General features: G+C 43.2%; 27 protein-coding genes. 21 read left to right on the forward strand and 6 right to left on the reverse strand.

Annotation, left to right across the window (positions count from 1 at the left end):
• Nucleotides 1–30 precede the first annotated feature (30 nt).
• The 9 genes from Q0993_RS19400 to Q0993_RS19440 all read left to right on the forward strand — a co-directional run bounded on the left by Q0993_RS19400 (nt 31) and on the right by Q0993_RS19440 (nt 10071).
• Nucleotides 31–519 (forward strand): GNAT family N-acetyltransferase, encoded by a 489-nt coding sequence (locus tag Q0993_RS19400; protein WP_299536379.1) that lies wholly within the window; start codon nt 31–33, stop codon nt 517–519.
• 60 nt (nt 520–579) lie between these two features.
• On the forward strand, nt 580–1452 hold the full coding sequence (gene prmC / locus Q0993_RS19405) for a peptide chain release factor N(5)-glutamine methyltransferase (RefSeq protein ID WP_299536381.1): 873 nt from the start codon (nt 580–582) through the stop codon (nt 1450–1452).
• 179 nt (nt 1453–1631) lie between these two features.
• A complete protein-coding gene (gene ligA / locus Q0993_RS19410) occupies nt 1632–3626 on the forward strand; it encodes an NAD-dependent DNA ligase LigA (RefSeq protein ID WP_299536383.1) in 1995 nt (664 codons plus the stop codon).
• A gap of 114 nt (nt 3627–3740) precedes the next feature.
• Nucleotides 3741–5054, forward strand: coding sequence for an ethanolamine permease (gene eat / locus Q0993_RS19415; RefSeq protein ID WP_299536384.1), 1314 nt, complete (start codon nt 3741–3743; stop codon nt 5052–5054).
• 95 nt (nt 5055–5149) lie between these two features.
• Nucleotides 5150–6508 carry a glutamine synthetase family protein gene (locus tag Q0993_RS19420; protein ID WP_299536386.1) on the forward strand — a complete coding sequence of 453 codons (1359 nt, stop codon included), beginning with the start codon at nt 5150–5152 and terminating at the stop codon, nt 6506–6508.
• A gap of 2 nt (nt 6509–6510) precedes the next feature.
• Nucleotides 6511–7659, forward strand: a complete 1149-nt coding sequence (locus Q0993_RS19425; protein ID WP_299536387.1) for an iron-containing alcohol dehydrogenase — start codon at nt 6511–6513, stop codon at nt 7657–7659.
• On the forward strand, nt 7656–8402 hold the full coding sequence (locus Q0993_RS19430) for a gamma-glutamyl-gamma-aminobutyrate hydrolase family protein (RefSeq protein ID WP_299536389.1): 747 nt from the start codon (nt 7656–7658) through the stop codon (nt 8400–8402). Before Q0993_RS19425 ends, Q0993_RS19430 begins: the two co-directional genes overlap by 4 nt.
• Complete coding sequence (locus tag Q0993_RS19435) at nt 8399–9763, forward strand: aldehyde dehydrogenase family protein (RefSeq protein ID WP_299536391.1); 1365 nt, start codon at nt 8399–8401, stop codon at nt 9761–9763. Before Q0993_RS19430 ends, Q0993_RS19435 begins: the two co-directional genes overlap by 4 nt.
• Nucleotides 9764–9765: 2 nt before the next feature.
• Nucleotides 9766–10071, forward strand: a complete 306-nt coding sequence (locus Q0993_RS19440) for a hypothetical protein (protein ID WP_299536393.1) — start codon at nt 9766–9768, stop codon at nt 10069–10071.
• A 92-nt stretch (nt 10072–10163) separates the two neighbouring features.
• On the opposite strand, the gene Q0993_RS19445 is transcribed toward Q0993_RS19440, so the two are convergent.
• From Q0993_RS19445 to Q0993_RS19470, 6 genes are all read right to left on the reverse strand, one after another.
• Nucleotides 10164–10934: an NIPSNAP family protein gene (locus tag Q0993_RS19445; RefSeq protein ID WP_299536395.1), complete on the reverse strand. Its 771-nt coding sequence runs from the start codon at nt 10932–10934 to the stop codon at nt 10164–10166.
• Nucleotides 10931–11404, reverse strand: a complete 474-nt coding sequence (locus Q0993_RS19450) for a GNAT family N-acetyltransferase (RefSeq protein ID WP_299536398.1) — start codon at nt 11402–11404, stop codon at nt 10931–10933. Before Q0993_RS19450 ends, Q0993_RS19445 begins: the two co-directional genes overlap by 4 nt.
• The gene (locus Q0993_RS19455) at nt 11401–11946 is read right to left on the reverse strand and encodes a PH domain-containing protein (protein WP_299536401.1); all 546 of its coding nucleotides are present in this window, start codon (nt 11944–11946) and stop codon (nt 11401–11403) included. Before Q0993_RS19455 ends, Q0993_RS19450 begins: the two co-directional genes overlap by 4 nt.
• A gap of 12 nt (nt 11947–11958) precedes the next feature.
• Nucleotides 11959–12867, reverse strand: a complete 909-nt coding sequence (locus Q0993_RS19460; RefSeq protein WP_299536403.1) for a metallophosphatase — start codon at nt 12865–12867, stop codon at nt 11959–11961.
• A 96-nt stretch (nt 12868–12963) separates the two neighbouring features.
• The gene (locus Q0993_RS19465) at nt 12964–13314 is read right to left on the reverse strand and encodes a four helix bundle protein (protein ID WP_299536405.1); all 351 of its coding nucleotides are present in this window, start codon (nt 13312–13314) and stop codon (nt 12964–12966) included.
• A gap of 97 nt (nt 13315–13411) precedes the next feature.
• Complete coding sequence (locus tag Q0993_RS19470; RefSeq protein WP_299536407.1) at nt 13412–14164, reverse strand: 5'-nucleotidase C-terminal domain-containing protein; 753 nt, start codon at nt 14162–14164, stop codon at nt 13412–13414.
• 119 nt (nt 14165–14283) lie between these two features.
• Between Q0993_RS19470 and Q0993_RS19475 the strand changes: the two genes are divergently transcribed.
• The 12 genes from Q0993_RS19475 (at nt 14284) to Q0993_RS19530 (ending at nt 26037) form a co-directional block, all read left to right on the forward strand.
• Complete coding sequence (locus Q0993_RS19475) at nt 14284–14814, forward strand: hypothetical protein (RefSeq protein ID WP_299536409.1); 531 nt, start codon at nt 14284–14286, stop codon at nt 14812–14814.
• Between the two features lie 2 nt (nt 14815–14816).
• A complete protein-coding gene (dapA, locus tag Q0993_RS19480) occupies nt 14817–15707 on the forward strand; it encodes a 4-hydroxy-tetrahydrodipicolinate synthase (RefSeq protein WP_299537385.1) in 891 nt (296 codons plus the stop codon).
• A gap of 119 nt (nt 15708–15826) precedes the next feature.
• Nucleotides 15827–16684: an outer membrane protein assembly factor BamD gene (locus tag Q0993_RS19485; protein WP_299536411.1), complete on the forward strand. Its 858-nt coding sequence runs from the start codon at nt 15827–15829 to the stop codon at nt 16682–16684.
• An 11-nt stretch (nt 16685–16695) separates the two neighbouring features.
• Nucleotides 16696–17028, forward strand: a complete 333-nt coding sequence (locus Q0993_RS19490; protein WP_299536413.1) for a DNA-directed RNA polymerase subunit omega — start codon at nt 16696–16698, stop codon at nt 17026–17028.
• 4 nt (nt 17029–17032) lie between these two features.
• The gene (gene coaBC, locus Q0993_RS19495; RefSeq protein ID WP_299536415.1) at nt 17033–18238 is read left to right on the forward strand and encodes a bifunctional phosphopantothenoylcysteine decarboxylase/phosphopantothenate--cysteine ligase CoaBC; all 1206 of its coding nucleotides are present in this window, start codon (nt 17033–17035) and stop codon (nt 18236–18238) included.
• A complete protein-coding gene (locus tag Q0993_RS19500; RefSeq protein WP_299536418.1) occupies nt 18231–19118 on the forward strand; it encodes a DUF4835 family protein in 888 nt (295 codons plus the stop codon). The genes coaBC and Q0993_RS19500 overlap by 8 nt, the downstream gene beginning before the upstream one ends.
• A 58-nt stretch (nt 19119–19176) precedes the next feature.
• Nucleotides 19177–20829, forward strand: coding sequence for a DNA repair protein RecN (recN, locus tag Q0993_RS19505; RefSeq protein WP_299536421.1), 1653 nt, complete (start codon nt 19177–19179; stop codon nt 20827–20829).
• Nucleotides 20830–20947: 118 nt separating this feature from the next.
• Entirely contained in the window at nt 20948–21760 is an 813-nt protein-coding gene (locus Q0993_RS19510) for an SDR family oxidoreductase (protein ID WP_299536424.1), read from the forward strand.
• Nucleotides 21761–21824: 64 nt separating this feature from the next.
• Complete coding sequence (locus tag Q0993_RS19515; RefSeq protein ID WP_299536426.1) at nt 21825–22832, forward strand: glycosyltransferase; 1008 nt, start codon at nt 21825–21827, stop codon at nt 22830–22832.
• Between the two features lie 43 nt (nt 22833–22875).
• On the forward strand, nt 22876–23793 hold the full coding sequence (locus Q0993_RS19520; RefSeq protein ID WP_299536428.1) for a YbbR-like domain-containing protein: 918 nt from the start codon (nt 22876–22878) through the stop codon (nt 23791–23793).
• Nucleotides 23790–24374, forward strand: a complete 585-nt coding sequence (coaE, locus tag Q0993_RS19525; protein ID WP_299536431.1) for a dephospho-CoA kinase — start codon at nt 23790–23792, stop codon at nt 24372–24374. Before Q0993_RS19520 ends, coaE begins: the two co-directional genes overlap by 4 nt.
• A gap of 82 nt (nt 24375–24456) precedes the next feature.
• Nucleotides 24457–26037 carry a sensor histidine kinase KdpD gene (locus Q0993_RS19530; RefSeq protein WP_299536433.1) on the forward strand — a complete coding sequence of 527 codons (1581 nt, stop codon included), beginning with the start codon at nt 24457–24459 and terminating at the stop codon, nt 26035–26037.
• The last annotated feature ends 2 nt before the right edge of the window (nt 26038–26039 follow it).

Here is a 26039-nt window from a genome sequence, read left to right on the forward strand (position 1 = left end):
AGGACTTTAAAACAGACCGATCCAAAAAATATGGAAACCGTAATCATTAGGGAAATCCAAAAAGGGGATAATGCCGAAGTGGCCCGTGTTGTTCGAAAGATCCTAGTTGAGATGGGGGTACCCAAGGTGGGAACGGCATATGCCGATGCCGCTTTGGACCGTATGTACGAAACCTATGACCGACCAAGGGCTACTTATGTCGTAGTTGAGGATCAAGGTCGTATTATCGGATGTGCCGGAATCGCCCAATTGGATAATTACGATGGAAATGTGTGCGAACTACAAAAAATGTATTTAGTGGGAGAGGCCAGGGGAAGGGGATTAGGTGCCAGGCTGATGGAGGTATGTTTGGAACGGGCCAAGGATTTTGGTTTTGAGCACTGCTATCTGGAGACCATGCCTTACATGACGGAAGCCCAAAAGCTCTATCAAAGAGTGGGATTTGAATATATAGATGCCCCCATGGGCGATACTGGCCATTATTCCTGCCCGGTCTGGATGCTGAAAAGTATTCAATAGGAAATTGCATTGGGCAATCTCGTGACTACAAATGGATGGCGCCAACTCAGAATTAGGCAAATGCTGTTAAGAGATATCAAGAACATTTTTCACAAAGAATTGAATACGCTCTACCCTAAGGAAGAGGTAAGTAGTTTTTTTTACTTGCTCATAGAACACTTTTTGGGGTTAGAACGTTTTGTGTTGGCACTACAACCGGATTTTGTCCTCTCTAAGAAAGAGGAACAACCGCTATTCCAGGCGTTGAGTGAGTTACGGTTGCTAAGACCGGTACAGTACATCATGGGGAAGACCCATTTTATGGATTTGGAACTAACAGTCAATCCAAATGTATTGATCCCAAGACCGGAAACCGAGGAACTGGTCCGTTGGATATTGAACGACTGTCACGCTGACCGCAGAGAAAGCATTACAATTCTGGATATCGGTACCGGTAGCGGTTGTATAGCCCTGACTTTGGCAAAAAACTGTCCCGATGCCCAGGTATATGCCTTGGATGTTTCCGAGCAGGCCTTGGAAGTGGCCCAAGGCAACGCGGAACAAAACGAAGTTGAAATCACCTTTTTAAATGCTGATATCCGAAATTTGGATACCCTTGATATATCTTTCGATATTGTAGTTTCCAATCCGCCCTATGTGCGGGAAACAGAGAAAAAGGAAATGAGGGCCAATGTAACGGATTATGAGCCTAAGGAGGCTTTGTTCGTGCCGGATAACGACCCGCTGTTATTTTATAGCGCTATCATTCAATTTTCAAAAAACAACTTAAAAAAAAGAGGGAGTCTATATCTTGAGGTGAACCAGTATTTGGCCCAAGAGACCCGGCAACTTTTGGAAGACCAAAATTTTACGGATATTGAACTCCGAAAGGATTTATTTGGGAACGACCGAATGCTTAAGGGGAGGTGGAAAAACATGAGAAGTGAGACGTGAGATGTAAGAAGAAAGACAAAAGGAAAAAGAAGTAAAGGGTTAAAATTATGAAGTAAGAGTTTACAATGGACAGTATAATATGTGTCCTGCTAACTGGACCTAAACCTTTAAACAGCAGTTAATCTGTCACCCTAAGTACAGTCAAAGGGCAAATCAAATACCTTTGAACAGGAAAATATATGAGTATCGAACAAAAAATAACCTCCCTCCGCGAAGAACTCCGCCAACACAATTACAACTATTATGTGCTGGATAAACCGGTAATATCGGATTATGAGTTCGATATGAAGCTCAAGGAATTACAGGCCTTGGAGGAACAACATCCAGAGTTCCACGACCCTACCTCGCCCACCCTACGAGTAGGGGGAATGGTGACCAAGAATTTTGAAACCGTCACCCATGAGGAACGTATGTATTCTCTGGACAACTCCTATTCCAAGGAGGATTTGATGGACTGGGAAAAGCGCATCCAACGTATTTTGGGCAATGTGGACGTACAGTTTACCTGTGAACTCAAATACGATGGTGCCTCCATTAGCCTTACCTATGAGGAAGGCCAATTGGTCCGTGCGGTTACTCGGGGCGATGGTTTTCAGGGTGACGATGTGACCACCAATGTAAAGACCATTCGTTCCGTGCCCTTGCAACTAAAGGGCGATTATCCGCCCAAATTCGATATTCGGGGAGAAATCGTGTTGCCTTTTGAGGGCTTTGCCAAAATGAATGCGGAACGGGTGGAAAATGGAGAGGAACCTTATATGAACCCTCGGAATACGGCAGCCGGTAGTTTAAAGCTCCAGGACAGTGCCCTTGTGGCCCAAAGGCCCTTGGAGTGCCTGTTGTATAGTATTGTTGGCAAGGATCTGCAGATTACCAACCAATTTGAAATGTTGGCAAAGGCCCGGGAATGGGGCTTCAAAGTACCTACCATTGCAAAGTTGTGCAATACCACTGACGAAGTCCTAAAATTCGTAGAATATTGGGAAGTCCACCGGCACGAACTACCGTACGAGACCGACGGGGTAGTGGTAAAAGTAAATAACCTTAGACATCAGGATGAGTTGGGCTACACGGCCAAATCCCCGCGATGGGCCCTCGCTTATAAATTCAAGGCCGAACAGGTCTCCACAGTATTGAACGAAATCACCTATCAGGTAGGCCGTACGGGGGCCATTACGCCCGTGGCTAATTTGGAACCGGTTCTGTTAGCCGGTACCACGGTAAAACGGGCCTCCCTACATAATGCCGATCAAATCGCCAAGTTGGACGTCCGTGAAGGGGATACCGTTTTTGTGGAAAAAGGAGGTGAGATTATTCCCAAGATCATGGGAGTGGATTTTACGAAACGTCCGGCAGATTCCCGGCCGACCCAATATATTGCGGTATGTCCGGAATGTGGTACACTATTGGTACGCAAGGAAGGCGAGGCCCAGCATTTTTGCCCCAACGATACAGGTTGCCCACCCCAGATTACCGGTCGCATTCAGCATTTTATCTCTCGGAAGGCTATGGATATCGAAGGATTGGGAAGCGAGACGGTAGAGCTCTTGTTCAAGGAAGGCCTAATCGCCAATTATGCCGATCTCTACACCTTGACCAAGGAACAGGTAATGCCCTTGGAACGGATGGCCGAGAAATCCGCCGAGAATCTGGTAAACGGGGTAACCGCCTCCAAACAGATTCCTTTTGAACGGGTGCTGTTCGGTTTGGGGATACGGTATGTAGGGGAGACCGTGGCCAAAAAACTGGCTAGGGCTTATAAACATATTGACGCTTTGATGACTGCCACGGAAGAGGAACTGGTAGCCGTAGATGAAATCGGGGAACGGATCGCTCAAAGTGTGGTGGAATTCTTTGCCAAGGATGAAAACCGACAAATTGTAGATCGACTCAAAAGCTATGGGCTCCAATTTTCCTTGTCCGAGGCCCAGTTGGAAAACCAAACAGATACCTTAAAAGGGCAGACCTTTGTGGTCTCCGGGGTCTTTGAGACCCTAAGCCGTAATGAGTTGAAAAAACTTATCGAGGACAATGGGGGCAAAGTAGCCTCTTCGGTGTCCTCCAAGACCAGCTACTTGGTGGCCGGGGCCAATATGGGACCCAGTAAACGGACCAAGGCCGAAGGTTTGGGCGTACCCATTATCTCGGAAGCTGAGTTTTTGGAGATGGTTTGATAAGTTTGAGATAATCTCCTGACTCTGACCCACTAGGCTATTACCCATTTTCCATTACTTTTGCTGCGACGGCAACTCTCGTCAATACAGTAAACCACCCAAAAAAGCAGACACATGACCAAAGTCCAATTGAAAAGAGCATTGACTCCCCTCATGCTCTGGGGACTTGGAGTGGGCTACGTTATTTCAGGAATGTATTTCGGATGGAACCTTGGCCTTGCGGAGGGAGGTACCTATGGCCTGGCTATTGCCACGGCCTTTATCATCCTCATGTATGTCACCTTTACCTTTAGCTACACCGAAATGGCCTGCGCCATTCCTAAGGCCGGAGGAGCTTTTGAATATGCCCATCGTGGACTTGGGAAGCATTTGGGGTTTATTGCAGGTATCGCACAGAATATCGAATTTATCTTTGCTCCCCCGGCCATAGCGGCCGCCATCGGAGCGTATCTCAATCTAGTATATCCCACGATCGATATCATGGTTTTTGCCATAGGAGCCTACCTGATCTTTACCATCATCAACGTTGTTGGGGTAAAGCTTGCCGCCTCCTTTGAATTGGTAGTGACAATTTTGGCGGTTTTGGAACTCTTGATATTTGCCGGGGTTACCCTTCCGGAATTTGAGATGGCCAATCTTAGGATGAACCCTCTCCCAAACGGATATGAGGGGATATTAGCCGCCATACCTTTTGCCATTTGGTTCTTTCTGGCCATAGAAGGAGTGGCCAATGTAGCGGAGGAAGCAATTAATCCCCAACGTAGTATCTTGATTGGCTTTGGATCGGCCATTGCTACCTTGGTTTTTCTTTGTGTGCTGACCTTTGTTTCCGCGGTCGGCGTAGCTGGTTGGGAAGCCGTAGTCTATCCAGAGGGTAGTAGCATACCCTCGGATTCACCCTTGCCCTTAGCCCTTTCCCAAATTATGGACAATGGGCATTTTCTATATAAACTCTTGATCGGTATTGGTCTTTTGGGCCTAATTGCCTCTTTTCATGGGATTATCCTGGCCGGGGGCCGGGCTACATTTGAATTTGGTCGAAGAGGCTATGCGCCAAAGTCTTTGGGAAAGGTACAATCACGTTTCAGGACACCTGCAAATGCCTTGGTCTTTAATACAGTCATTGGTATTATAGCCTTATTTACGGGGGCTACGGGAGAAATCATTACCATTGCCTGTTTTGGCGCCTTGGGACTGTATGTGGTATCCATGTGTTCTTTTTTCGCATTGCGCAAAAAGGAGCCGGCCATGGAACGTCCCTTTAAAGTGCCCATGTTTCCGTTTTTTCCTTTGACCGCTTTGGTAATTTCGGTGGTTGCCCTTTTGGCCATGGCGTATTACAATCCAATCTTGGCGGCTATATTTTTTGGTATTGTGGGGCTATCCTATATTTTTTTTCTACTCTTTCTCAATAAAAAAATGGAATGAGCTTCTTGTAACGTTCGATTTTTTGGCGTAAAGTGATATTTTTATACTATCGTGCCGAGCGAAATGGCACGTTAAAACCTTCAGAATCACTTCTTATGGACAAAGACCAGATTATCAACGCAATACAGGAAGGAAAGCATACCAAGGTAAAGGTAGCCCTAGTGGATATTGACGGGGTTTTGCGGGGTAAATACATGCATCGGGACAAGTTTTTGTCGGCTATGGATGATGGATTCGGTTTTTGCTCTGTGGTATTTGGATGGGATATGGAGGATAAGGACTACACTAATGATATCAAAGTGACGGGTTGGCATACCGGTTATGGCGATTTTGACGCCAGGGTGGATTTAAACACTTTCCGTACCATCCCCTGGGAAAAGGATACGCCTTTTTTCTTGGTGGATTTTAAAAATGATAAGGCCGAGGATTTGGCAGTGTGCCCAAGGAGTCTGCTACGAAAAGTCATAGACCAGGCCCAAAATAGGGACTTTAGACCTATGTTCTCACAGGAATTTGAGTGGTTCAATTACCGCGAAACCTCAGATTCTCTCCATGAAAAGACCTACCAGGATATCCAACCTTTAACTCCTGGGATGTTTGGTTATTCCATTTTGAGAATGTCCGAAAACCAGGCGTATTTTGACGACTTGTTCCATTTGCTTGAAGGTTTTGGAGTGCCTTTGGAGGGCCTGCATACCGAGACGGGACCCGGGGTCACGGAGGCCGCTATTCAGTATAGTGGAATTTTAGAGGCCGCGGATCGAGCCGTCCTTTTTAAGAGTGCAGTAAAGGAAATAGGATATCGACATGGAATTATCCCAAGTTTTATGGCAAAACAGACAAGTGCCCTTCCCGGATGTGGGGGGCATATCCATCAAAGTCTTTGGGATTCGACAGGGAAAGAAAACTTGTTTTATGACGAAAAGGCAACGGATGGAATGAGCCCCTTGATGAAACATTTTTTAGCCGGGCAATTAAAATGCCTACCGGAAATACTACCCATGTTCGCACCGACTATCAATAGTTTCAAACGATTGGTCATTGGCGCTTGGGCCCCAATCAATCAAACCTGGGGGCACGACAATAGAACCTGCTCCCTTCGGGTCTTGGCCACCAAGAGGAAATCGACCCGTATTGAACATCGCGTAGTGGGGTCCGATGTAAATCCTTATTTGGCCATGGCCGCTTGTCTCTCCAGCGGATTGTATGGCATCAAGCATCAGTTGCATTTGGGTACTCCGGAAACCAAAGCCAATGGGTATGCTGTTAAAAAGGGTCTATTGCCTACCAATCTATGGGAAGCTTCACAAAAGATGAAAAGATCCCAAATCGCAAAGGAGCTATTTGGTGATGCTTTTGTAGACCATTTTACAAAAACCCGGGAATGGGAGTGGCAACAGTTTTCGGCAGAGGTGACCGACTGGGAGACCAAACGCTATTTTGAAATTATCTAAATATGGATGTGCATCAAGTTTACGGCTTTAATTTTCCAGCCCCAATACGATTTGGTCCGGGTGCCAGCAAAGAGTTGGCAGATTATTTAAAAAGTCATGCCCTTTCAAGACCCTTACTGGTAACGGATGGCACGGTTTCCCAACTGCCTTTTTTTAAAGCCGTACAACAAAATCTGGTACAAAAAGGGCTAAGCGTATTCGTATTCAACGAGATGCACAAGAACCCCGTAAAATCCGATGTGCTTAAAGGCGGAGAGGCCTATGATGCCACGGACCGGGATTGTATTGTAGGGATAGGTGGTGGTGTGGCATTGGACGTGGCCAGGGCCCTTGCGCTTCGCATTCACCATAAACGGGATTTGTTCGACTATGACGATTTGATCGGTGGGGATAAATATGTGACAGAGAAAGTCCCCCATTTTGTAACCATTCCCACCACGGCCGGAACCGGAAGCGAAGTTGGGCGCAGCGCCATAATATCTGAGGATGAGTCTAAAAAGAAAAGAATTCTCTTTAGCCCCAAATTAATGGCGAAAATAGTTTTTGCAGATCCCTTGTTGACTATGGAATTACCTCCATTTGTAACGGCGGCCACGGGCATGGATGCTTTGACCCATAATATGGAAGCGTACTTGGCCAAAAATTTTCATCCCATGTGCGATGGCATTGCCCTGGAAGGCATACGATTGATTGCGGACTCTTTGGAAGTAGCAACACATAACCCCGATGTAGCATCTAGGTCCAAAATGCTGTTGGCCTCCTTGATGGGAGCCGTAGCTTTTCAAAAAGGTCTAGGGGTGGTACACAGCCTGGCACATCCGCTTTCCAGTCTTTTGGATACGCATCACGGTTTGGCCAATGCGGTTAACCTGCCATATGGTATGCAGTTTAATTATGAGGGGTGTGAGGACCGATTTGATAAAATGGCGGAAGCCTTTGGACTGGGAAATAAGCAGGGCAATAGGGTAGTGGAGCACCTTTTTGAAATGAACGATGCACTGAAGCTGCCGATCAAACTTTCCGATATCGGTGTCTCACAGGAACACATTCCCCAACTATCCGACTTGGCCGAAGCGGACTTTTGTCATCCCAATAATCCAAAACCTGTAACAAAAAAAGATTTCAAATCACTTTACACGGAAGCTTTATGATTAAAATAGGAATTTCCGCCTGTTTTTTGTATCCCGATAAAGAAAGACTCGTATTTGGCCCTAAAACCTTGACCTATATCGAGAACGATATGGCCTGTTATGTTACGAAAAAAGGGGTCCTGCCTATTCTTATTCCCGATGTGGAAGAGGAATTATTGTATGACATCCTATCCGAAATGGATGGATTTGTGTTTCAGGGTGGGAACGACCTTGCCCCCGAAACCTACGGGGAAAAACCTTTGGGCAAATGGAAGGGTGATGCCTATAGGGATCAGTATGAATTAAAAATATTGGACTATGCCATCCAAAATTCCAGACCGGTCCTGGGTGTTTGTAGGGGGTTGCAATTGATGAATGTTTATTTTGGAGGAACCCTATATCAAGATACAGTAACCCAAAATCCAAAGGCCATGGAACACCGTTCCGCCCAATTGTATGATACCATAAAGCATCCCATAGTATGGATAAAAGATACTTTTTTAGCCCAACGCTATGGGAATACAAAAGATTCTTATGTGAACACCGTGCATCATCAGGCCGTTAAGGACTTAGGAGACCATTTGGAGGTATATGCGACCGCACCCGACGGAATTATCGAAGCTTTCGGATATACAAAAGAGCCTGATGGCAAGGTCATGGCAGTACAATGGCATCCTGAATTTTTTCATACCCTTAATGGAGAATTGATAGATGCCCATTTGCTGTACGATGCATTTTTAGAACATGTAAAAGACGAACAATGAAGGTAATAAACCCTACTACCGAAGCTGTTATTGCTGAACTGCAGCCAACCGACGCCAAGGATTTGTCCCGAATAATAGAGTCCTTACAGGAAGGGCAAAAAGCTTGGTCCCTAAAGCCCGTGGCCGAAAGGTTGGCTTGTATTGTTCGCTTCGGGGAATTGATACAACGGAATTCTGATGAACTTGCCCATATCTTGACTTCGGAAACCGGTAAGCCCCTACGACAATCCCTAAATGAAATCCAGGGAGCACAAAACAGGATCGACCATTTGCAACAGAACGCGGAAAAATGGCTAACCTCAGAAACTTTGGTCGATTCAGGAAGCACGCACGAAAAAATAGTATATGAACCTTTGGGGGTAATAGCAAATATATCGGCATGGAATTTCCCTTATAATGTGGGGTATAATGTCTTTTTGTATGCCTTGATCGCTGGCAATTCCGTTTTGTATAAACCTTCGGAATTTGCTTCCTTAACGGGGAAACAATTTGAAAAAAACCTATGGCAGGCTGGGGTCCCCGAAAATGTATTTCGATGCGTTATTGGAGGTGGAGATTTGGGCCAGCGACTTTTGGAGGAAAGTATTGAAGGCTACTTTTTTACCGGTTCCTATAAGACAGGACTTCATATTGCCCGGACCGTTGCCCATAAGTTGGTTCCAGTACAATTGGAACTGGGAGGTAAAGATCCCTTGTATGTCATGGACGATATAATCAATGTACATCAAGCGGCCCTAAATGCGGCCGAAGGTGCCTTTTATAATAATGGTCAAAGTTGTTGTGCGGTGGAACGGATTTATGTTTCCGATACTATCCACGATGATTTTGTTGAGGCTTTGACGGCGGAAGTAAGTTCTTATACCGTTGGGGACCCCACAGATTTGAAGACCTATATAGGTCCCTTGACCCGGTTGCAACAATTGGAAGTTCTTAAAGATCAAATCGCTGATGCCTTGAGCAAGGGAGCCATTCTCAAAACCGGAGGGCAAAAAATGGATCGGGAGGGCTATTATTTTGAGCCCACGGTCCTGGTCAATTGCGACGCTTCCATGAAAGTGATGCAGGAAGAATCTTTCGGGCCCGTTATCGGGATTCAAAAGGTGGGTTCGGACAGCGAAGCTTTGGATTTAATGCAGGACACCGACTATGGGTTAACGGCCGCGGTTTTTTCGAGTGATCAAAAAAGGGCATTGCGCGTCCTGGAGCAACTTGACGTAGGCACAGCATATTGGAATTGTTGTGATCGGGTAAGTCCCAACGTGCCGTGGTCAGGCCGTAAGCATTCGGGACTGGGGGCTACGTTATCGGCACAAGGTATCCGTGCCTTTGTACAACCTAAGTCCTATCATTTAAGACCTTGATTATGGGAATTCCTAAAGATTATATCGAATTTGAGAGTTCGTTATCGAATCGAGAAGTCCACGGTGATTGGCCGGAAAGCTTAAAGGCTTTATGGCATGATGCCAAAGGCGATTGGGGGGCTTCCCACGATATCGCCCAAGAAATGCATACCGATATGGGTAGTTGGATCCATGGTTATCTCCATCGCAAAGAAGGGGATGAATGGAATGCCGGGTACTGGTACCGCAGGGCCGGAAAACCTTTTCCTCAGGTAAGTCTGGAGGAGGAGTTTAAGGGGATTGTTGAGTTTATATTACAACAGGAGTGATTCCTCTTTCCTTAAGTTACAGTTTGATTATGCATGTGTTCCTTCCCCTAGCGGGGTAAGGTCTCACGGCGTCGGCGTGACGGAAGGGGTGACTAATAATCCGAATACTCCGTAGGGTACAACAATCGGGTATCATTACGGGAAACGGTATTTTGATATTTAGGCATCACCTTTAACTTTTCCCATTCAGGGGATTCCACAAAAGCCTTCCAATTGGCATCCCGGATTTCCCGATTTAAATGGGTCGTCATATACATCAAATTGGGCATATGGCCCCCAGAAAGTACTTCGGCATAAAATACGGCATTGAAATCCAACTGGTCAAAAAGTTTTACTTCCCCGCCCGCATTGAACATATCCACTTTTTTTCGATATAGATTTTCCGTAGCTGCCTCATAACTGCGCAGTTCATAGATACGGTCCTTGCGGGGACCCTCCAATTTTGAAGGTTCCATTTTGGGCATATCTATAAAGGCCTTCATAAAAATGGATTCTATGCGTTTGTAGGGCGCCTTATCGTGGGCCGCTTCCCAGTAGGTTTTCCCGGCCTCTTGATGGGTCTTGTCCTTTGCCAAGGTATCGTCCAGTAATCCAAATTCCACAATCGATTTAAAAGGAATTAGCACGTAAGTCTGTTTGGGAATAGTACCATCATCCTGAGGATGGGGCTTAAAGACACCGACATTTTCAATTCCCAAACGTTTCAGGCTCGGCAAGAAGGCATTTTTCAGATAATCGTCCGTGGTCTGCTGCTGGGTCTCTGTATCAAACGTGTAGATTTTAAGTTGATAGTACTCTCGAGCCTGGGCATGTAGGGAAAGGGAACAGATAAGGGTAATTACAAAAAGGCCTATTTTTTTCATGGGTATTGGTTTTGGCGGAAAGATACATCTTTTTGAAAACAGACACTATTTTCCATGTTTTGGTAAGGTTCATAATTGGGAATTACAGCATATCCATTCTTTTTATACAGTGCAATAGCCTCAGGTTGCCGTTTTCCGGTTTCCAAAATACAATGGGTGTAGCCCAATTCGGCCGCCCATTGTTCCAACTCCTGTAATACGGCACTGCCTATTCCCGCTCCTCTAGCTTCCGGGATCACATACATGCGTTTTACCTCCATAATCCCATCCTTAAACTCCTTAATGCCCCCACAACCCACTGGGACTTTTTCGCGGAATGCAACTATGGCATGACCAATGTCCGTGATTCCGTTGAATTGGTGATAAAAGGCATGATCTTCTCCATCACGAATCGCCAGATCCGCATCCAATAGAGCCACGAGTTGAATGAAATTAGCATGGGAAGAGTCTGTTCTGTGAAACGTAATCATAGTGTGCTGTCTTTTCGTATATCATTTAAAATTTCTCGAATTTCCTTAAGTACTTTAAGGGTTTCTTTTTGGGTGTCCTCTCCTTCTCGATGAACAGTACCCTTGTTTTCATTCACTAGCAGTTGCCTTTGGTGCAGTACCTGCTTCTTAAAACTCGATGAATCAACAATTCCGATTAATTTCATGTCGCTGCCCTTGGGATTGCTATTCCCCGCTGTTTCTATTTTTAAGATCCGTAGATCGAGGTATTTCAACAAGGGATTTTCAATAAAAGTAAGATCTTGTATGTTTTCCAAAGGGATAGTTTTTTCCACCTTGAACAACACCCCTTTTTTGAACTCCAAATGTTTTTGTGTCAAAAAACATTTGAGATTTTGGTAATAGCGATTGGACATCACCTGCCCTAAACCTAAAAACCAAGGTAAGAGTAAAGGAATCCCGACTACTGAAATGGTCAAGAAAAAAGCGACCGTAAGCAAGACATAGGTTTTGATCTTTGGATTAAAAGTGGCTTCTTTCACAGTTGGTATGGTGTTGGGCATGCGGTATATGATTTAAATGGTTAACGTAACTCCATTTCCATTTTTGTTCCTAGCGGCATCCCAATAGAAATCGACTCGGCCCAAATTTATGCCAAAACAACCTACTTGGTTTACCAACACTTCCTTGTCACTACGATTTTTCACCACGGTCGGTTTTTCCAAAAATGTATGGGTATGGCCCCCAATGACTAAATCCGTATGTCGGGTGGAGGCGGCCAGTTTCACATCACTGGGTCGGTTTTCGTTTTTATACTTATATCCCAAATGGGATAGGCAGACAATGAGATCACAATGCTCGTCCTCTTTTAGGATACGTTCACTATCCAACGCTGTCTCGTAGGGATCTAGATATAGGGTCTCCTTGTAATGTTTTTGGTTGACCAAGCCCTCCAATTTGATCCCTAGGCCATATACCCCCACGTTTATCCCATCTACCGCATACACAGAAAAGGGTTTTACAAGACCATCCATAAGGGTATTGCTGAAATCATAGTTACTCGAAAGCAGCTGAAAACGGGCATTGGGGAGTTGTGTGAACAAACCTTCGATGCCATTGTCGAAATCGTGATTCCCTATGGTAGCGGCATCATATCTCAACAAGCTCATGAGCTTAAATTCCAGCTCACCACCGTAAAAATTGAAATAAGGTGTGCCTTGAAAAATATCACCGGCGTCGAATAACAAGGTGTTCGGATTTTCTTCACGAATACGTCGCACCAAAGCTGCTCTTCGAGCCACCCCGCCCAGGTCGGGATAGTCCGAGTGACTTTTCGGAAACGGTTCAATATGGCTATGTACGTCATTGGTATGAAGAATGGTAATATGCCTTTGCCGTGAGGAACATGAACCCATGGAAAGCCCACCCAACCCCAAAAGCGCGGAGGATGCAGTAGTTTTTGTTATGAAGTTTCGTCGGTTCATTTTTGAAATTCAAGTATCAAGTTCAAATACAAGTTCATACTTAAATGTAAATTCAAATATGTTTTCGGCTAGGAACTAACCCTAATTGAAAAAATGCTATTTCTTATTTTTTATAATAGTTGCCATTATTTTAATTAATTGTTCGGCTTCATCCAAGAGAATCGGTATCTGAGATTGATCCGCACATCCTAATTTGTGCAATACTTTAAGACTAACCCTTGATTCTTTAAGTTCTTTTAAACTAATGGAAGCTTTATTGATGTAATCCTTGTTGCTGTTGGTCCCTTGTGCCTCACCAAAATTAAGGGCTGCACTACCACCAGATCGCAATAATTGATTACCGTAATATTGACCTACCATATCTTTTGGCAACTTTTTACAGAACAAAGCGACATGTGCTGCAAATTCAACCAGCCTATTTTCTAAGTCAAATTTTTTAACGGACATTATTGAGTTTTATATAAACATAAATTTCAAAATATGGCTTTTCTATTGATCAAAAATGAAATTAGTTGCACTTGCACTTGCACTTGAACTTGAGTTTTCATTTTAGACGTACAAACCGGTTATCGATTTTTGGATTTAAGGTGTCCACTTTTCCAAAATAATCGATCAGCATATTGCGAATTTTGTAATCGGTTTCAAAGACCTCAATGGCCTCTCTGAAGAATATCATATTGTCCCCTCCGGAAACCAGATAGCTTGATGTTGCGATATAATAGATGCGTGTACCATCAATAGGTTTTCCCTGAATGGAGGCCGACTTAAGACTTCCGTCCCGATTTAGGACAACCTGCATTCCGGAAATGGGGTGTGCCCGTTTCGCTCGCACCAAATAGGAAACCAAATCCCGAACCGAGGTTCCTTGGAGTGCTACCACCGTAACCGTATTTTCAAAAGGCATAACTTCATAGGCATTCCGAGCCGATACCTTACCCTTGGAAAGGATAGACCGGATACCCCCGTGGTTGAACAAAACGAAATCAATGTCCTTTCCGGTACGGGATTTAAAAATAGGTCGGGTTTCGGACATCATAATATCCGCTAAGAGATTTCCGGCTGTGGTATTGTATTCTCCATCCCCTTTCGAGATTTTTTTTGGGGCATAGGCCAAGGCACTGTCCAATACCTGGTTCAGTCGCCGGCTATAGGGGTGAAGAAAAGTTTCCACAGAATCGTATGAAGGTAAGGAATCATCAATTTGTAGCTGGGACGCTTTAATTTGTGACAGTACGGGCGGATTTTGATGGCAAGCTAACAAACAACCAATTGTTATAAATACAACAAAATGTTTCATTTTTAAAACCCTAAACCTTTTTATCTTAGCAAATGGATATGCGCGGATATTCTTTACATTTGTGGAACCCCGTTTTTTGAAAATCAAAGGACTCGAATGCCTACAAAATGTAAAAATAAATGTTTAAGGGAATAAAAGATAAATTCAAGCATAAATCCGCCGTTAAATTTTTAAAGGAAGAAATGGGCAAACCTGCGCCGACAGTAAATCGGAGCAGTGGTATAACCTCGGTGGGCTGTATTGTGGATTTGGATAGATTTGACAAGGCCGAGGTTTTTTTTGAGTTTGTAGAGGAGTATAAATTACGTCCCAATGCGGTAAAAATTATTGGGTACAAAAGTTATTACGATAAAAATTCCCCGTATTCCACACCGGTATTCTCTGATAAGGATTTAGGTTGGAACGGAAATATTGAAAACAGTTATGCCCTTGAATTTTTGAGTAGGGAATATGATTTATTGGTCAATTATTTTGATGAGGAGAACTTGCTTATCCAGTTGATGAGCATTAAAGCCAAGGCTCGGGTTAGGGTAGGATTCAAAACTGTTGACCAAAATTTTAACGATATCATATTAAACCTACCCCTAAAGGATTTCAAGACTTTTAAAATGGAATTAAAAAAGTATCTGGGCGTACTTAACGAGATTTGATGATGGATACTATAAGAGGTACTGGCGTTGCTTTGGTAACCCCGTTTAACAAGGATTTATCTATAGATATCAAAGCCCTTGGACGCATTGTCGACTATTGCGTCAATGGTGGAGTGGATTATCTGGTGGTGCTAGGTACCACTGGCGAATCCGTTACTTTGAACAAGGCCGAGAAAAAACTGGTCATGGAAGCGGTTATCGCTGCCAATGCGGGAAGGCTTCCCTTGGTTTTGGGCATCGGCGGAAATAGTACCTATCGTATCGTTGATGAGGTTAAGGCATTTGAATCAAAGCATTTTGAGGCTATACTTTCCGTCTCACCCTATTATAACAAACCTACACAAGAAGGTATTTACCAGCATTTTAAGTCCATTTCCGAAGTTACCGACAAGCCCATTATTCTGTACAATGTACCAAGCAGGACAGGTAGTAACATGTTGCCGAGTACGGTGCTTCGATTGGCCAATGATTTTGAAAACGTTGTGGGAATCAAGGAGGCCTCGGGGGATATGATCCAAGTAATGGACCTAATACAGAACAAACCCGAGGATTTTATGGTAATCTCCGGAGATGATATTACTGCATTACCAACTGTATTGGCCGGTGGATCCGGGGTGATTTCGGTTTTGGGGCAGGCCGTTCCCAGGGAATTTTCGACTATGATCCGCTTGGGCCTTGAAAACAGGTCGGACGAGGCCTATGCATTACATTACAAGCTACAGGAAGGGATGTCCCTCATCTTCCAAGAAGGCAATCCTGCGGGCATCAAGGCGGTTTTTGAAATTTTGGGCCTATGTGGTTCAACGGTACGCTTACCGCTGGTGGAGGCAACACCGCAATTAAAGCAAATTCTCAAGGATTTTGTGCTACCTTTTAGCGAGGTCCATGCCTAAATCATTTGGCTTCAGAACGTTAAATCTTAGCTAAAAAACTAGGGAACCAAAAACAAGACGCTACTTTAGCATTAGAGAATTTGTTTTTTATATCCATCAAGAATCCCTAATTTTGCAAAATGTTTTCGAAAAAAGCTCTACTTTCCTACGCAGCAATAATGGCGGGTATGGCATTTGCCCTCCAATCTTGTAGTGAGTATCAGAAGGTACTTAAAAATGAAGAAGTGAAGCCCAAGTATGATCTGGCCCAGAAGTATTATGAAGAGGAAGATTATAAGCGCGCTAATCGTTTGTTTGAACAAATTGCCCCCAAATATGTGGGAAAACCACAAGGGGAACGGGTAATGTTCTTTTTGGCGAATACTTATTTTCAACGGGAGGATTTTAACATGGCGGGCTACCAGTTTGAACGATTTATTAAGTCTTATCCCAAAAGTGATAAAGTGCCCGAGGCCTCGTTCTTGGGTGCCAAAAGCTATTATGAACTATCTCCGGAGTATACCTTGGACCAAACGGATACCGATAAGGCCCTTGCAAAATTGCAAACTTTCATAAATACCTATCCGGATTCTGAATTTTTTCCGGAAGCTAATGACATGGCCCAGGAACTTACTACAAAAAAGGAAAAGAAAGCGTTTGAGATTGCAAAGCAGTATAATAAGTTGGGTGAATTCAATTACGATATGTTGAAATCGGCCATAGCCTCTTTGGACAATTTTGTTTCTGACTTTCCTGGTTCCATATATCGTGAAGAAGCTCTTTATGTTAAGGTGGAGGCTACGACCAATTTGGCCTTGAATAGTTTTGAGGCTTTAAAACCGGAAAGATTGCAAACGGCAAAAGCGGCGTACAACGTGTTGAAAAAACAATATCCGGAAACCAAATATGCGGAAGAAGCGGACAACCTTTTGGAAACCATAGAAAAGGAACTCGCCAACAGTACTATTGTTTTAAATGATAATAAGGAAGCTAAATAACATTATTCCACATGAATATGAACGATCTGAAGAATTCAAAGGCGCCAGTCTCTACCATTACTATCAACAAGAACGAGTTTGATGCAAAAACCGATAATATTTACGAGGCTATTTCCATAACCGCCAAAAGAGCGGTGCAGATAAATTCTGAAATTAAAAAGGAACTTCTGGAAAAACTGGAGGAGTTTGCCACCTATAGTGACAGTTTGGAAGAGGTTTTTGAGAACAAGGAACAGATAGAGGTATCCAAATTCTATGAGAAATTGCCAAAACCCCATGCCTTGGCCATAGAAGAATGGCTGCAGGATAAGATATATCACAGGAATACGGAGAAAGACGTTTAGTGCCATGTTCGGCGGCAAAAACATCCTCTTGGGAATTACAGGAGGGATTGCAGCCTACAAGACAACGTTTCTTGTCCGTTTACTGATCAAAGCTGGTGCCAATGTCAAAGTTGTTTTGACAGAAAGTGCCAGCTCTTTTGTTACACCCCTTACGTTAGCCACCCTTTCCAAGAATCCGGTACTGACTTCATTTGTTAAAGAAGAAAACCATACTACGGACTGGAACAATCATGTAGAACTTGGACTTTGGGCCGATCTCATGTTGATTGCCCCGGCAACTGCCAACACACTTTCTAAAATGGCCAACGGTATCTGCGATAACTTGTTGTTGGCCATATATCTTTCTGCAAAATGCCCCGTTTTTTTTGCACCTGCCATGGATTTGGACATGTATCAACACCCTTCCACAAAGGCGTCTTTCAAGAAATTGCAGTCTTTTGGTAATATAATTATACCGGCCACTTCCGGTGAGTTGGCCAGCGGATTGCATGGAGAAGGCCGAATGGCGGAGCCCACAGACATTCTTGCTTTTATCCAAGAACACTTGTCCCCACGATCGCCATTGCATAACAAAAAGATATTGGTTACGGCGGGACCCACCTATGAAGCCCTTGATCCCGTACGCTTTATCGGGAATCATTCCTCTGGCCTTATGGGATATGAAATTGCAAAGGCTGCTGCGGATTTAGGTGCCCAGGTAATCTTGGTATCGGGACCTTCACATTTGTCTCTGGACCACGCGGCGGTAGATCTTCACAGAGTAATCTCGGCAGAAGAGATGTACCATTTGGCGCACGACTATTTTCCGGAAATGGACATTGCCATTTGTGCTGCTGCCGTGTCCGACTATAGACCAAAGACAGTGGCCGATCAAAAGATCAAAAAGCAAGAAAACGACCTTATCCTGGAATTGGTCAAGAACAAGGACATTTTATGGTCCCTGGGTGAACAAAAACAACATCAATATTTAGTGGGGTTTGCGTTGGAAACCGAAAATGAGATCGAGAATGCAAAGAAAAAATTGAAAAAGAAGAACTTGGATGCCATCGTATTGAACTCCCTAAACGATTCCGGGGCCGGTTTTGGGAAATTGACCAATAAAATTACTTTTATAGACAAGAATTTAAACTTAACCGCGTTTGATGTAAAGGAGAAGTCAGCAGTGGCCTATGACATTCTCAAGGAAATTATCGATAGAATCCATGCGTAATCTTTTAACATTGCTGTTTTGTGCCGTATTTTTTTCAGGCGTACCGGCACAGGAAATGAACTGTACGGTTACGGTAAATTCGGATCAGGTTTCGCAAACCAATCAGCAGATATTTGCCACCTTGGAACGCTCCCTAACAGACTTCATCAATAAGAACAAGTGGACCAACAGGGTGTATCAGGAAAACGAAAGGGTCAATGCCCAAATGTTCATTACGGTCACCAACTTTGAGAACAACCGATTTCAGGCCAATATCCAAATTCAGTCCTCCCGCCCGGTATTCAATACCTCCTATGAAACCCCGATATTCAACTACAAGGACGATCAATTTAATTTTGAATATATCGAATTTCAACCGCTCTTCTTTAATCAGAACGTGTACGAGTCTAATTTGGTGAGTGTGATCTCGTACTACGTGTACATCATCTTGGGGTTGGATGCGGATACATTCTCACTTGAGGGGGGTACCGAACACTACAGAACTGCACAAGGTATTGTGACCCAGGCCCAAGGGAGTAATTCGGCAGGCTGGAGTCAATCCAGTAACCGCAGTCGCTTTGAGCTTGTGGACAATCTACTGTCCAATACTTTCAGGGAATATCGGGTGGCCATGTATAACTACCACAGAAAGGGTCTTGATATTTTTGGGGATAATAACAGTACGGGCAAGCAGGTAATAGCCGGAACCATGAACTTGTTCGAGACCATGATTAAGCGCCGGCCCAATGCATTTTTGATCCAGACTTTTTTCGATGCCAAATCCGAGGAGATTCAAAATATCTTTAGTGACGGCCCCAAAGTGGATATCGTTAGGTTAAAGGAAACACTTAATCGTATCGCTCCCCTATATTCCAGTACTTGGAATGATATAAAATACTAAGCCTCTCAATTTTTGATTGGAATATCGATTATCTTTGCGGTACTAATCGTATGGTGCATTGCTGAACAACCTTCTTATAAACAACTACGCCCTTATAGACGACATCAACGTTTCCTTTACCCATGGTTTTAGCTGCATAACCGGGGAGACCGGAGCGGGCAAATCCATTTTGTTGGGCGGCTTGTCCTTAGTTCTGGGTAAGCGTGCAGACTTGTCCTCTCTTCGCAATAAGGAAAAAAAGTGTATTGTAGAGGCGGAGTTCGAAATTGGAAAATATAATCTGACAGAGCTTTTTGAGGCAAATGATTTGGATTATGAACCCAAGACAATTATAAGACGTGAGATACTGCCTAGTGGCAAATCAAGAGCTTTTGTTAATGATACACCCGTAACTTTAGGTGCGCTTTCCCAGTTGGGAAACCGTCTGATCGATGTGCATTCCCAACACCAGACCTTGCAACTTACGGAAAATGATTTCCAACTAAAGGTAATCGATGCACTTGCGGACAATAAGAAAATTGTCTTGGAGTATTCCAATAATTTGGACGACTATCAATACACTTCAGGAGAACTAAAACAACTCATTGAACTTCAAAAGAATGCCATTAAAGAACACGATTATAACAATTTTCTACTGCAAGAACTAAAAGCTGCTCCTTTGGAACCGGGAATTCAAGAAAGGCTTCAAGAGCAGTATGAACAGTTGAGCAATGTGGAAACTATTTTGGAGCAACTTTCAAAGGGACATCAATTGCTTAACGATGAGCAGATGGGAGTTCTTAATCTGTTGTTGGAATTAAAGCAGGTCTCCAATAGGTTATCAGGTTTTGGAAATCAGTATGGTAAATTGGATGAGCGGGTAAAGTCCGTCTACATAGAGGTAGAAGATCTTGGTTTCGAGTTGGAATCCAGTTTGGAGCAGGTGGAAGTAAATCCCAAATTATTGGAAGAAACCAATTCCAAACTCCAATTACTATATGATTTACAGAAAAAGCATGGGGCCCTTGACGTGTCAGAACTAATGGCTACAAAAACTGAATTGGAGGAAAAAGTTGCGGTGACCGAAAACCTAGATGCGACTATAGCCGAGAAGGAAGAGCAATTGGCCGCCCAAAAGGAGAGGCTGGAAAAAATTGCGGCTACTTTAGGAAAACGCAGATCGGCAGTACTACCGAAATTAAAAAAACAACTAGAGCAGAGTTTAGCTTCTTTGGGTATGCCAAGTGCAAGTTTTAAATTAGAAATACGGGATTCCCAAAACTTCAAGGCCAACGGCAAGAATGATTTGGTTTTCCTTTTTTCGGCCAACAAGGGAACGGAATTTGGGGAGTTGAAAAAAGTGGCTTCCGGCGGGGAGCTTTCGCGCATTATGTTGGCCATAAAGTCTATTTTGGCCCAATATGAAAATTTGCCTACCATAATGTTCGATGAAATAGATACTGGGGTCTCAGGTGAAATTTCCAACCGGATGGGAGATATCATGCAAGGTATGAGCAAGACCATGCAAGTCTTTTCCATTACACATTTACCACAAGTGGCCTCAAAAGGGGACCATCACTTCAAGGTGTATAAAACAGAGGAGGACGGAAATACCCGTACCCAAATGAAAAAGTTGGATTCGGACGAGAGGGTAGTGGAACTTGCCGAAATGCTGGGGGGCAAGGATCTTACGGATTCGGCAATGGCCCATGCGCGGCAATTATTGAATTAAAAATGGAAAGCATTGATTGCAAAACTGCAGATTGAAATTTGATTTTTTCCGTGTTTTCATAACTAAAAGCCGTAGTTAATTTTAATATCTTTGCGCATCAACCTAAGAAACGGTATTTATGGCTTACAACTTACTGAAAGGCAAAAAAGGAATCATTTTTGGGGCATTGGATGCCAACTCCATAGCATGGAAAACCGCAGAACGGGTTCATGAGGAAGGAGGTGTCTTTGTATTGACGAATGCACCGATTGCCATGCGAATGGGTCAAATCAGGGACTTGGCCGAAAGTACAGGCTCGGAAATTGTGCCCGCCGATGCTACCAACGAGGAGGATTTGAACAATTTGGTGTCAAAATCCATGGAAATTTTGGACGGTAAATTGGATTTTGTGCTTCATTCCATCGGGATGTCCGTAAATGTTCGGAAGGGGAGGCAATATATGGACGAGAATTATGACTTTACCGCAAAGGGATGGGATGTTTCAGCACTTTCCTTTCACAAAGTAATGCAAAGCCTCTATAAGGCCGACGCGATGAACGAATGGGGCAGCGTTGTAGCCTTGACCTATATTGCCGCACAAAGAAGCTTTCCCGATTATAACGATATGGCCGATAACAAGGCCTATTTAGAATCCGTAGCCCGTAGTTTTGGTTATTTTTTCGGAAAAGACAAAAAGGTAAGGGTAAATACCATTTCCCAATCACCTACGGCAACTACTGCGGGACAGGGCATTAAGGGATTTGACGGATTTATTAGCTATGCCGAAAAAATGTCTCCTTTGGGCAATGCAACCGCCGATGACTGTGCGGATTATACCGTATCCTTATTTTCCGATCTTACCAGGAAGGTGACCATGCAGAACCTTTTTCATGATGGAGGATTTTCCAATACCGGTGTGAGTCAAGAAGTTGTTGATGCATTTTCAAAATAAAAAGAATAATTTGTTCAAAAGCCATGCACTTAGTGCATGGCTTTTGTTTTTTTAGTACCCGTATATGAACCTCTCATTTTCCTTTGTAATCCCTGTTTATAATCGCCCGGATGAAATAAGGGAGTTATTGGAGAGTATGGTGTTACAGACCTATACCAAGTCTTACGAGGTTGTAATCGTAGAGGATGGTTCCACATTGGATTCCGAAAATATGGTGCAGGAGTTCAATGACCGACTTACTATTTCCTATTTTAAAAAAGCGAATTCCGGACCTGGTGATTCCCGTAATTATGGGATGCAAAGGGCAAAGGGAGATTATTTTATTATTCTGGACTCCGATATCATTCTACCGCCCCAGTATTTGGAGGAAGTTGAAAAATCGCTCCAGCAAGAATATGTACATTGTTTTGGTGGACCGGACGCTGCCCATGAATCGTTTAGCTTGGCGCAAAAGGCGATCAACTATGCAATGACCTCTATTTTGAGCACAGGAGGGATTCGCGGCAACAAAAGAAGTTTGGGGAAATTTCAACCTAGAAGTTTTAATATGGGAATTTCCAAAAAGGCCTTTGAGGATGTGGGAGGATTTGGCAATATTCATCCAGGGGAGGACCCCGATCTTACCATCCGCATTTGGGATAAAGGGTACCGGACTAAATTGATATCGGAAGCTTATGTCTACCATAAACGTAGAATTGATTGGAAGAAATTCTATATTCAGGTGAACAAGTTTGGAATGGTACGCCCCATTTTAAATAAATGGCATCCGAGGACTGCAAAAATCACCTATTGGTTCCCTACTTTTTTTTGCTTGGGTTTGTTACTGTCCTTGCTTGCGGCGGTAATGGGATCGCTGCTTCCCGTCTTGTGTTATGGAATTTACTTCCTGCTGCTTTTTTTGGACGCTTTATTGAGAACCAAAAACTTTTCAGTGGCCCTTCTTTCCCTATTCGCAGTCTGTGTACAGTTTTTTGGTTATGGCTATGGTTTTCTAAAGTCGACCATTTGGGTTAATTTTAGCAAACGGCAGCCTTGGGAGCTTTTCCCAAAACTGTTCTTTAAACCGGACTAATAAGGTGATAGACAAGATAAAGCGGAGTCTAAAGAAACGTAAGGTGAAAATATTCCTATTGTTTTTGCTTTGCTCGGGATTGGCTTGGTTTGTCAGCAATCTGTCGGAGGATTATGTACATAATGCCGTGTTTAACCTGGAATATGTGAACGTGCCGGATAGCGTTTTGTTGGATAAGGCTTCAAGGAATACGGTGAACGTAAAACTAAGGGCGGTAGGGTTTCAATTCCTTGGATTTAACTTTAAGAATAAATCTGTGAAGATCGACTTGTCCCGGGTTGCCACAACCGCGTCCAAATCCTACATCCCACAGGAAGTGTATCGTGGACAAATTGAAAGACAGCTCTCTGGCTCAATGACCCTTTTGGAGATGGATAGGGATACCCTTTTCTTTGATTTTCTTAAGCTTGAATCCAAGGAGGTTCCTGTAAGGCCTCAAATAACCCTGAATCTCGAACAGAATTATTTGTTGGACGGCAACCTTGAAGTTCGACCGGAAAAAATAACCGTAAAAGGACCCAAGGAAGAAATCGATACCATCCAAAGTGTTAGGAGTGCAAGATTGGATTTGCAGGACCTCACGGCCGACTTTACAAGAAAAGCTATGATTATAAGACCACAGCAATTAAAAAACACTACATTTTCTTCCGAGTCTGTTTCCATAAAGGGTAAGGTCGCTCGATTTTCGGAAAAAATGATTCAAGTCCCCATAGAGGTGATAAACCTTCCGGAAGGTACCCAAATCAGGACTTTTCCGGATAGTGTCTCCATTTTGTGCAAAGCCAAGATCAAGGAACTGAGAGATTTAGAAAATCCCGACTTTAGGGTTATCGCGGATTACGGTACGGCAAATGAGGACAATGCAAATACACTTGTTTTGAAAATAACTAGGAAACCCGAAAGCATCTACAGTGCCGATCTTTTGGAGACCGAGGTGGAATTTATATTAAAACGGGAATGAAGATCGTTGGACTAACCGGCGGTATGGGCAGTGGTAAAAGTACCATAGCCCATATGTTCAAGGAAATGGGGGTGCCTGTATACAATTCGGATGAACGGGCCAAAAAGTTGATGGTTTCGTCCAAAACGGCGCGAAAGAAGATAATCGAACTTTTGGGAACCAGGGCATACTCCGGTAAAAAGCTCAATCGTTCCTATATCGCCGAAATGGTTTTTAAAGATAAAGGAATGCTGAAAAAACTCAATGGCATTGTCCATCCCTTGGTAAGAAAGAGTTTTAAGTCTTGGGCGGGGAGACAGACATACCCTTATGTTATCCAAGAGGCGGCCATCATATTTGAAAACAAGAATCAAGATTTTTATGACAAAATTATTTTGGTCACGGCACCAAAAGAAGTACGCTTGAATAGAATTTTGAAGAGAGATGGTTCACAACGAGAAAAAATTTTGGAACGTATGGGCAACCAGTGGCCCGATTCGAAAAAAATCCCACTTGCCGATTTTGTGGTGAACAATAAAGATCTAGCTAAAACACGCTTAAAAGTTGAAGGCATACATAGCTCTCTCCTTGATAATTGTTGACAGTTTGCCGCTTTAACATTTTTGTTAAGGTTAGGTTAAACGTACAAAATACTAGTTGTTAAATATTTAATTTTACCTGAAGATGAATAAGAGATTGTTTGTTCTTTTGGTCATCCTAATGAGCCTTTCTCTAATTGGGATAATCTTCGTCCAGGTATTTTGGATAAAGAGATCGGTAGAGGACAGGGAAGAACAATTCTCCAACACCATTGGCGAAATACTGAACAGGGTAACCGATAAAATAACCGAAAGGGAAACCAAGGATTATTTTGACAGATACCTTAACCAAAAAGATAGCATTGGGGAGCTCCAAGGGTCTCATCTAAGAAATATTTTTTTTATAGACCGTGATATAAATTCCAACGAGATACTGTTTTATTCCCATGGTATCTTGGAGGAAGACTATAATATAGCATCCACGTTCTTTGACAATGGTAACGGCGACGATACCACTACAATTAAAAGCTATACCAGCAAACGAACCAAGACCATTTTTAAGGAGGACTTCGGTTTGGACGGTAAACAGTATAAACTTAATCCTATTCAAAAATTAGAGAAAATAGGAGGGCTGTCCTCTATTGAAAAAGCCCAATTTGAAGATGTTTTTAGTGAGTATGCAAAGCAAGTCCCTATTCATAAAAGGGTTTCCAAACAAGAGATAGAATTGCTTCTGGACCGTGAGTTAAGAAACCGCGGAATGGCAATTGACTTTGAGTACGGGGTGTATAGCAAGGGGCTACCCACCAAAGTACGTTCTAGAAAATTCAAGTTTGAGGAAGGCGCATATTATAAAGGTCCCATGTTCAAGGATAGTGAAGGTAATTCCAATTTTTCCCTTTTGATATCCTTTCCGAAGAAAAAACGATTTTTGATACAATCTGTTTTAGGGTTGGCAATCTTATCGCTGCTGTTCACCCTGGTTATTGTTGTGGCCTATTCAAGTGCAATTTATCAACTCATTCGACAGAAACAGATTTCCGAAATAAAGTCAGATTTCATCAACAACATGACCCATGAGTTTAAGACGCCCATCGCTACGATAAACTTGGCTGTGGAGGCCATTAAAAATCCTAAAGCCTTCGAGGACAAGGAAAAAGTGCAACGTTACTTGCAAATGATACGGGACGAGAATAAACGCATGCATGCCCAGGTGGAAAATGTACTTCGTATCTCCAAACTGGAAAAAAATCAATTGGATATCAGTAAGGACCGGGTCGATGTGCACGACATTGTTCAAAGGGCCATTGCACATGTGAAGCTTATCGTAGCAGATCGTGGAGGATATATAAAGACCCATTTGGATGCCGATAGGACGGAGGTACTCGCAAATGACGTACATTTTACCAATGTCGTGGTCAATGTTTTGGACAACGCTATAAAATATTCGCCCGAAGCACCCAAAATTGATGTGTATACGGAAGTTGCCAAGAACTTCATTATTATAAAAATTCAGGATCAGGGTGCAGGAATGAGCAAGGCGGTATTAAAAAAAGTTTTTGAAAAATTTTATAGGGAACATACAGGAGATATACACAATATAAAAGGACATGGCTTAGGTCTGGCCTATGTAAAAAAAATAATTGAAGATCATCAAGGTGAGGTTTATGCGGAAAGTGAAAAAGGAATAGGAAGCATTTTCTACATAAAGCTACCTTTAATTTAACA

It is taken from the genome of Ulvibacterium sp., from assembly GCF_028285715.1.
GTDB lineage: Bacteria > Bacteroidota > Bacteroidia > Flavobacteriales > Flavobacteriaceae > Ulvibacterium.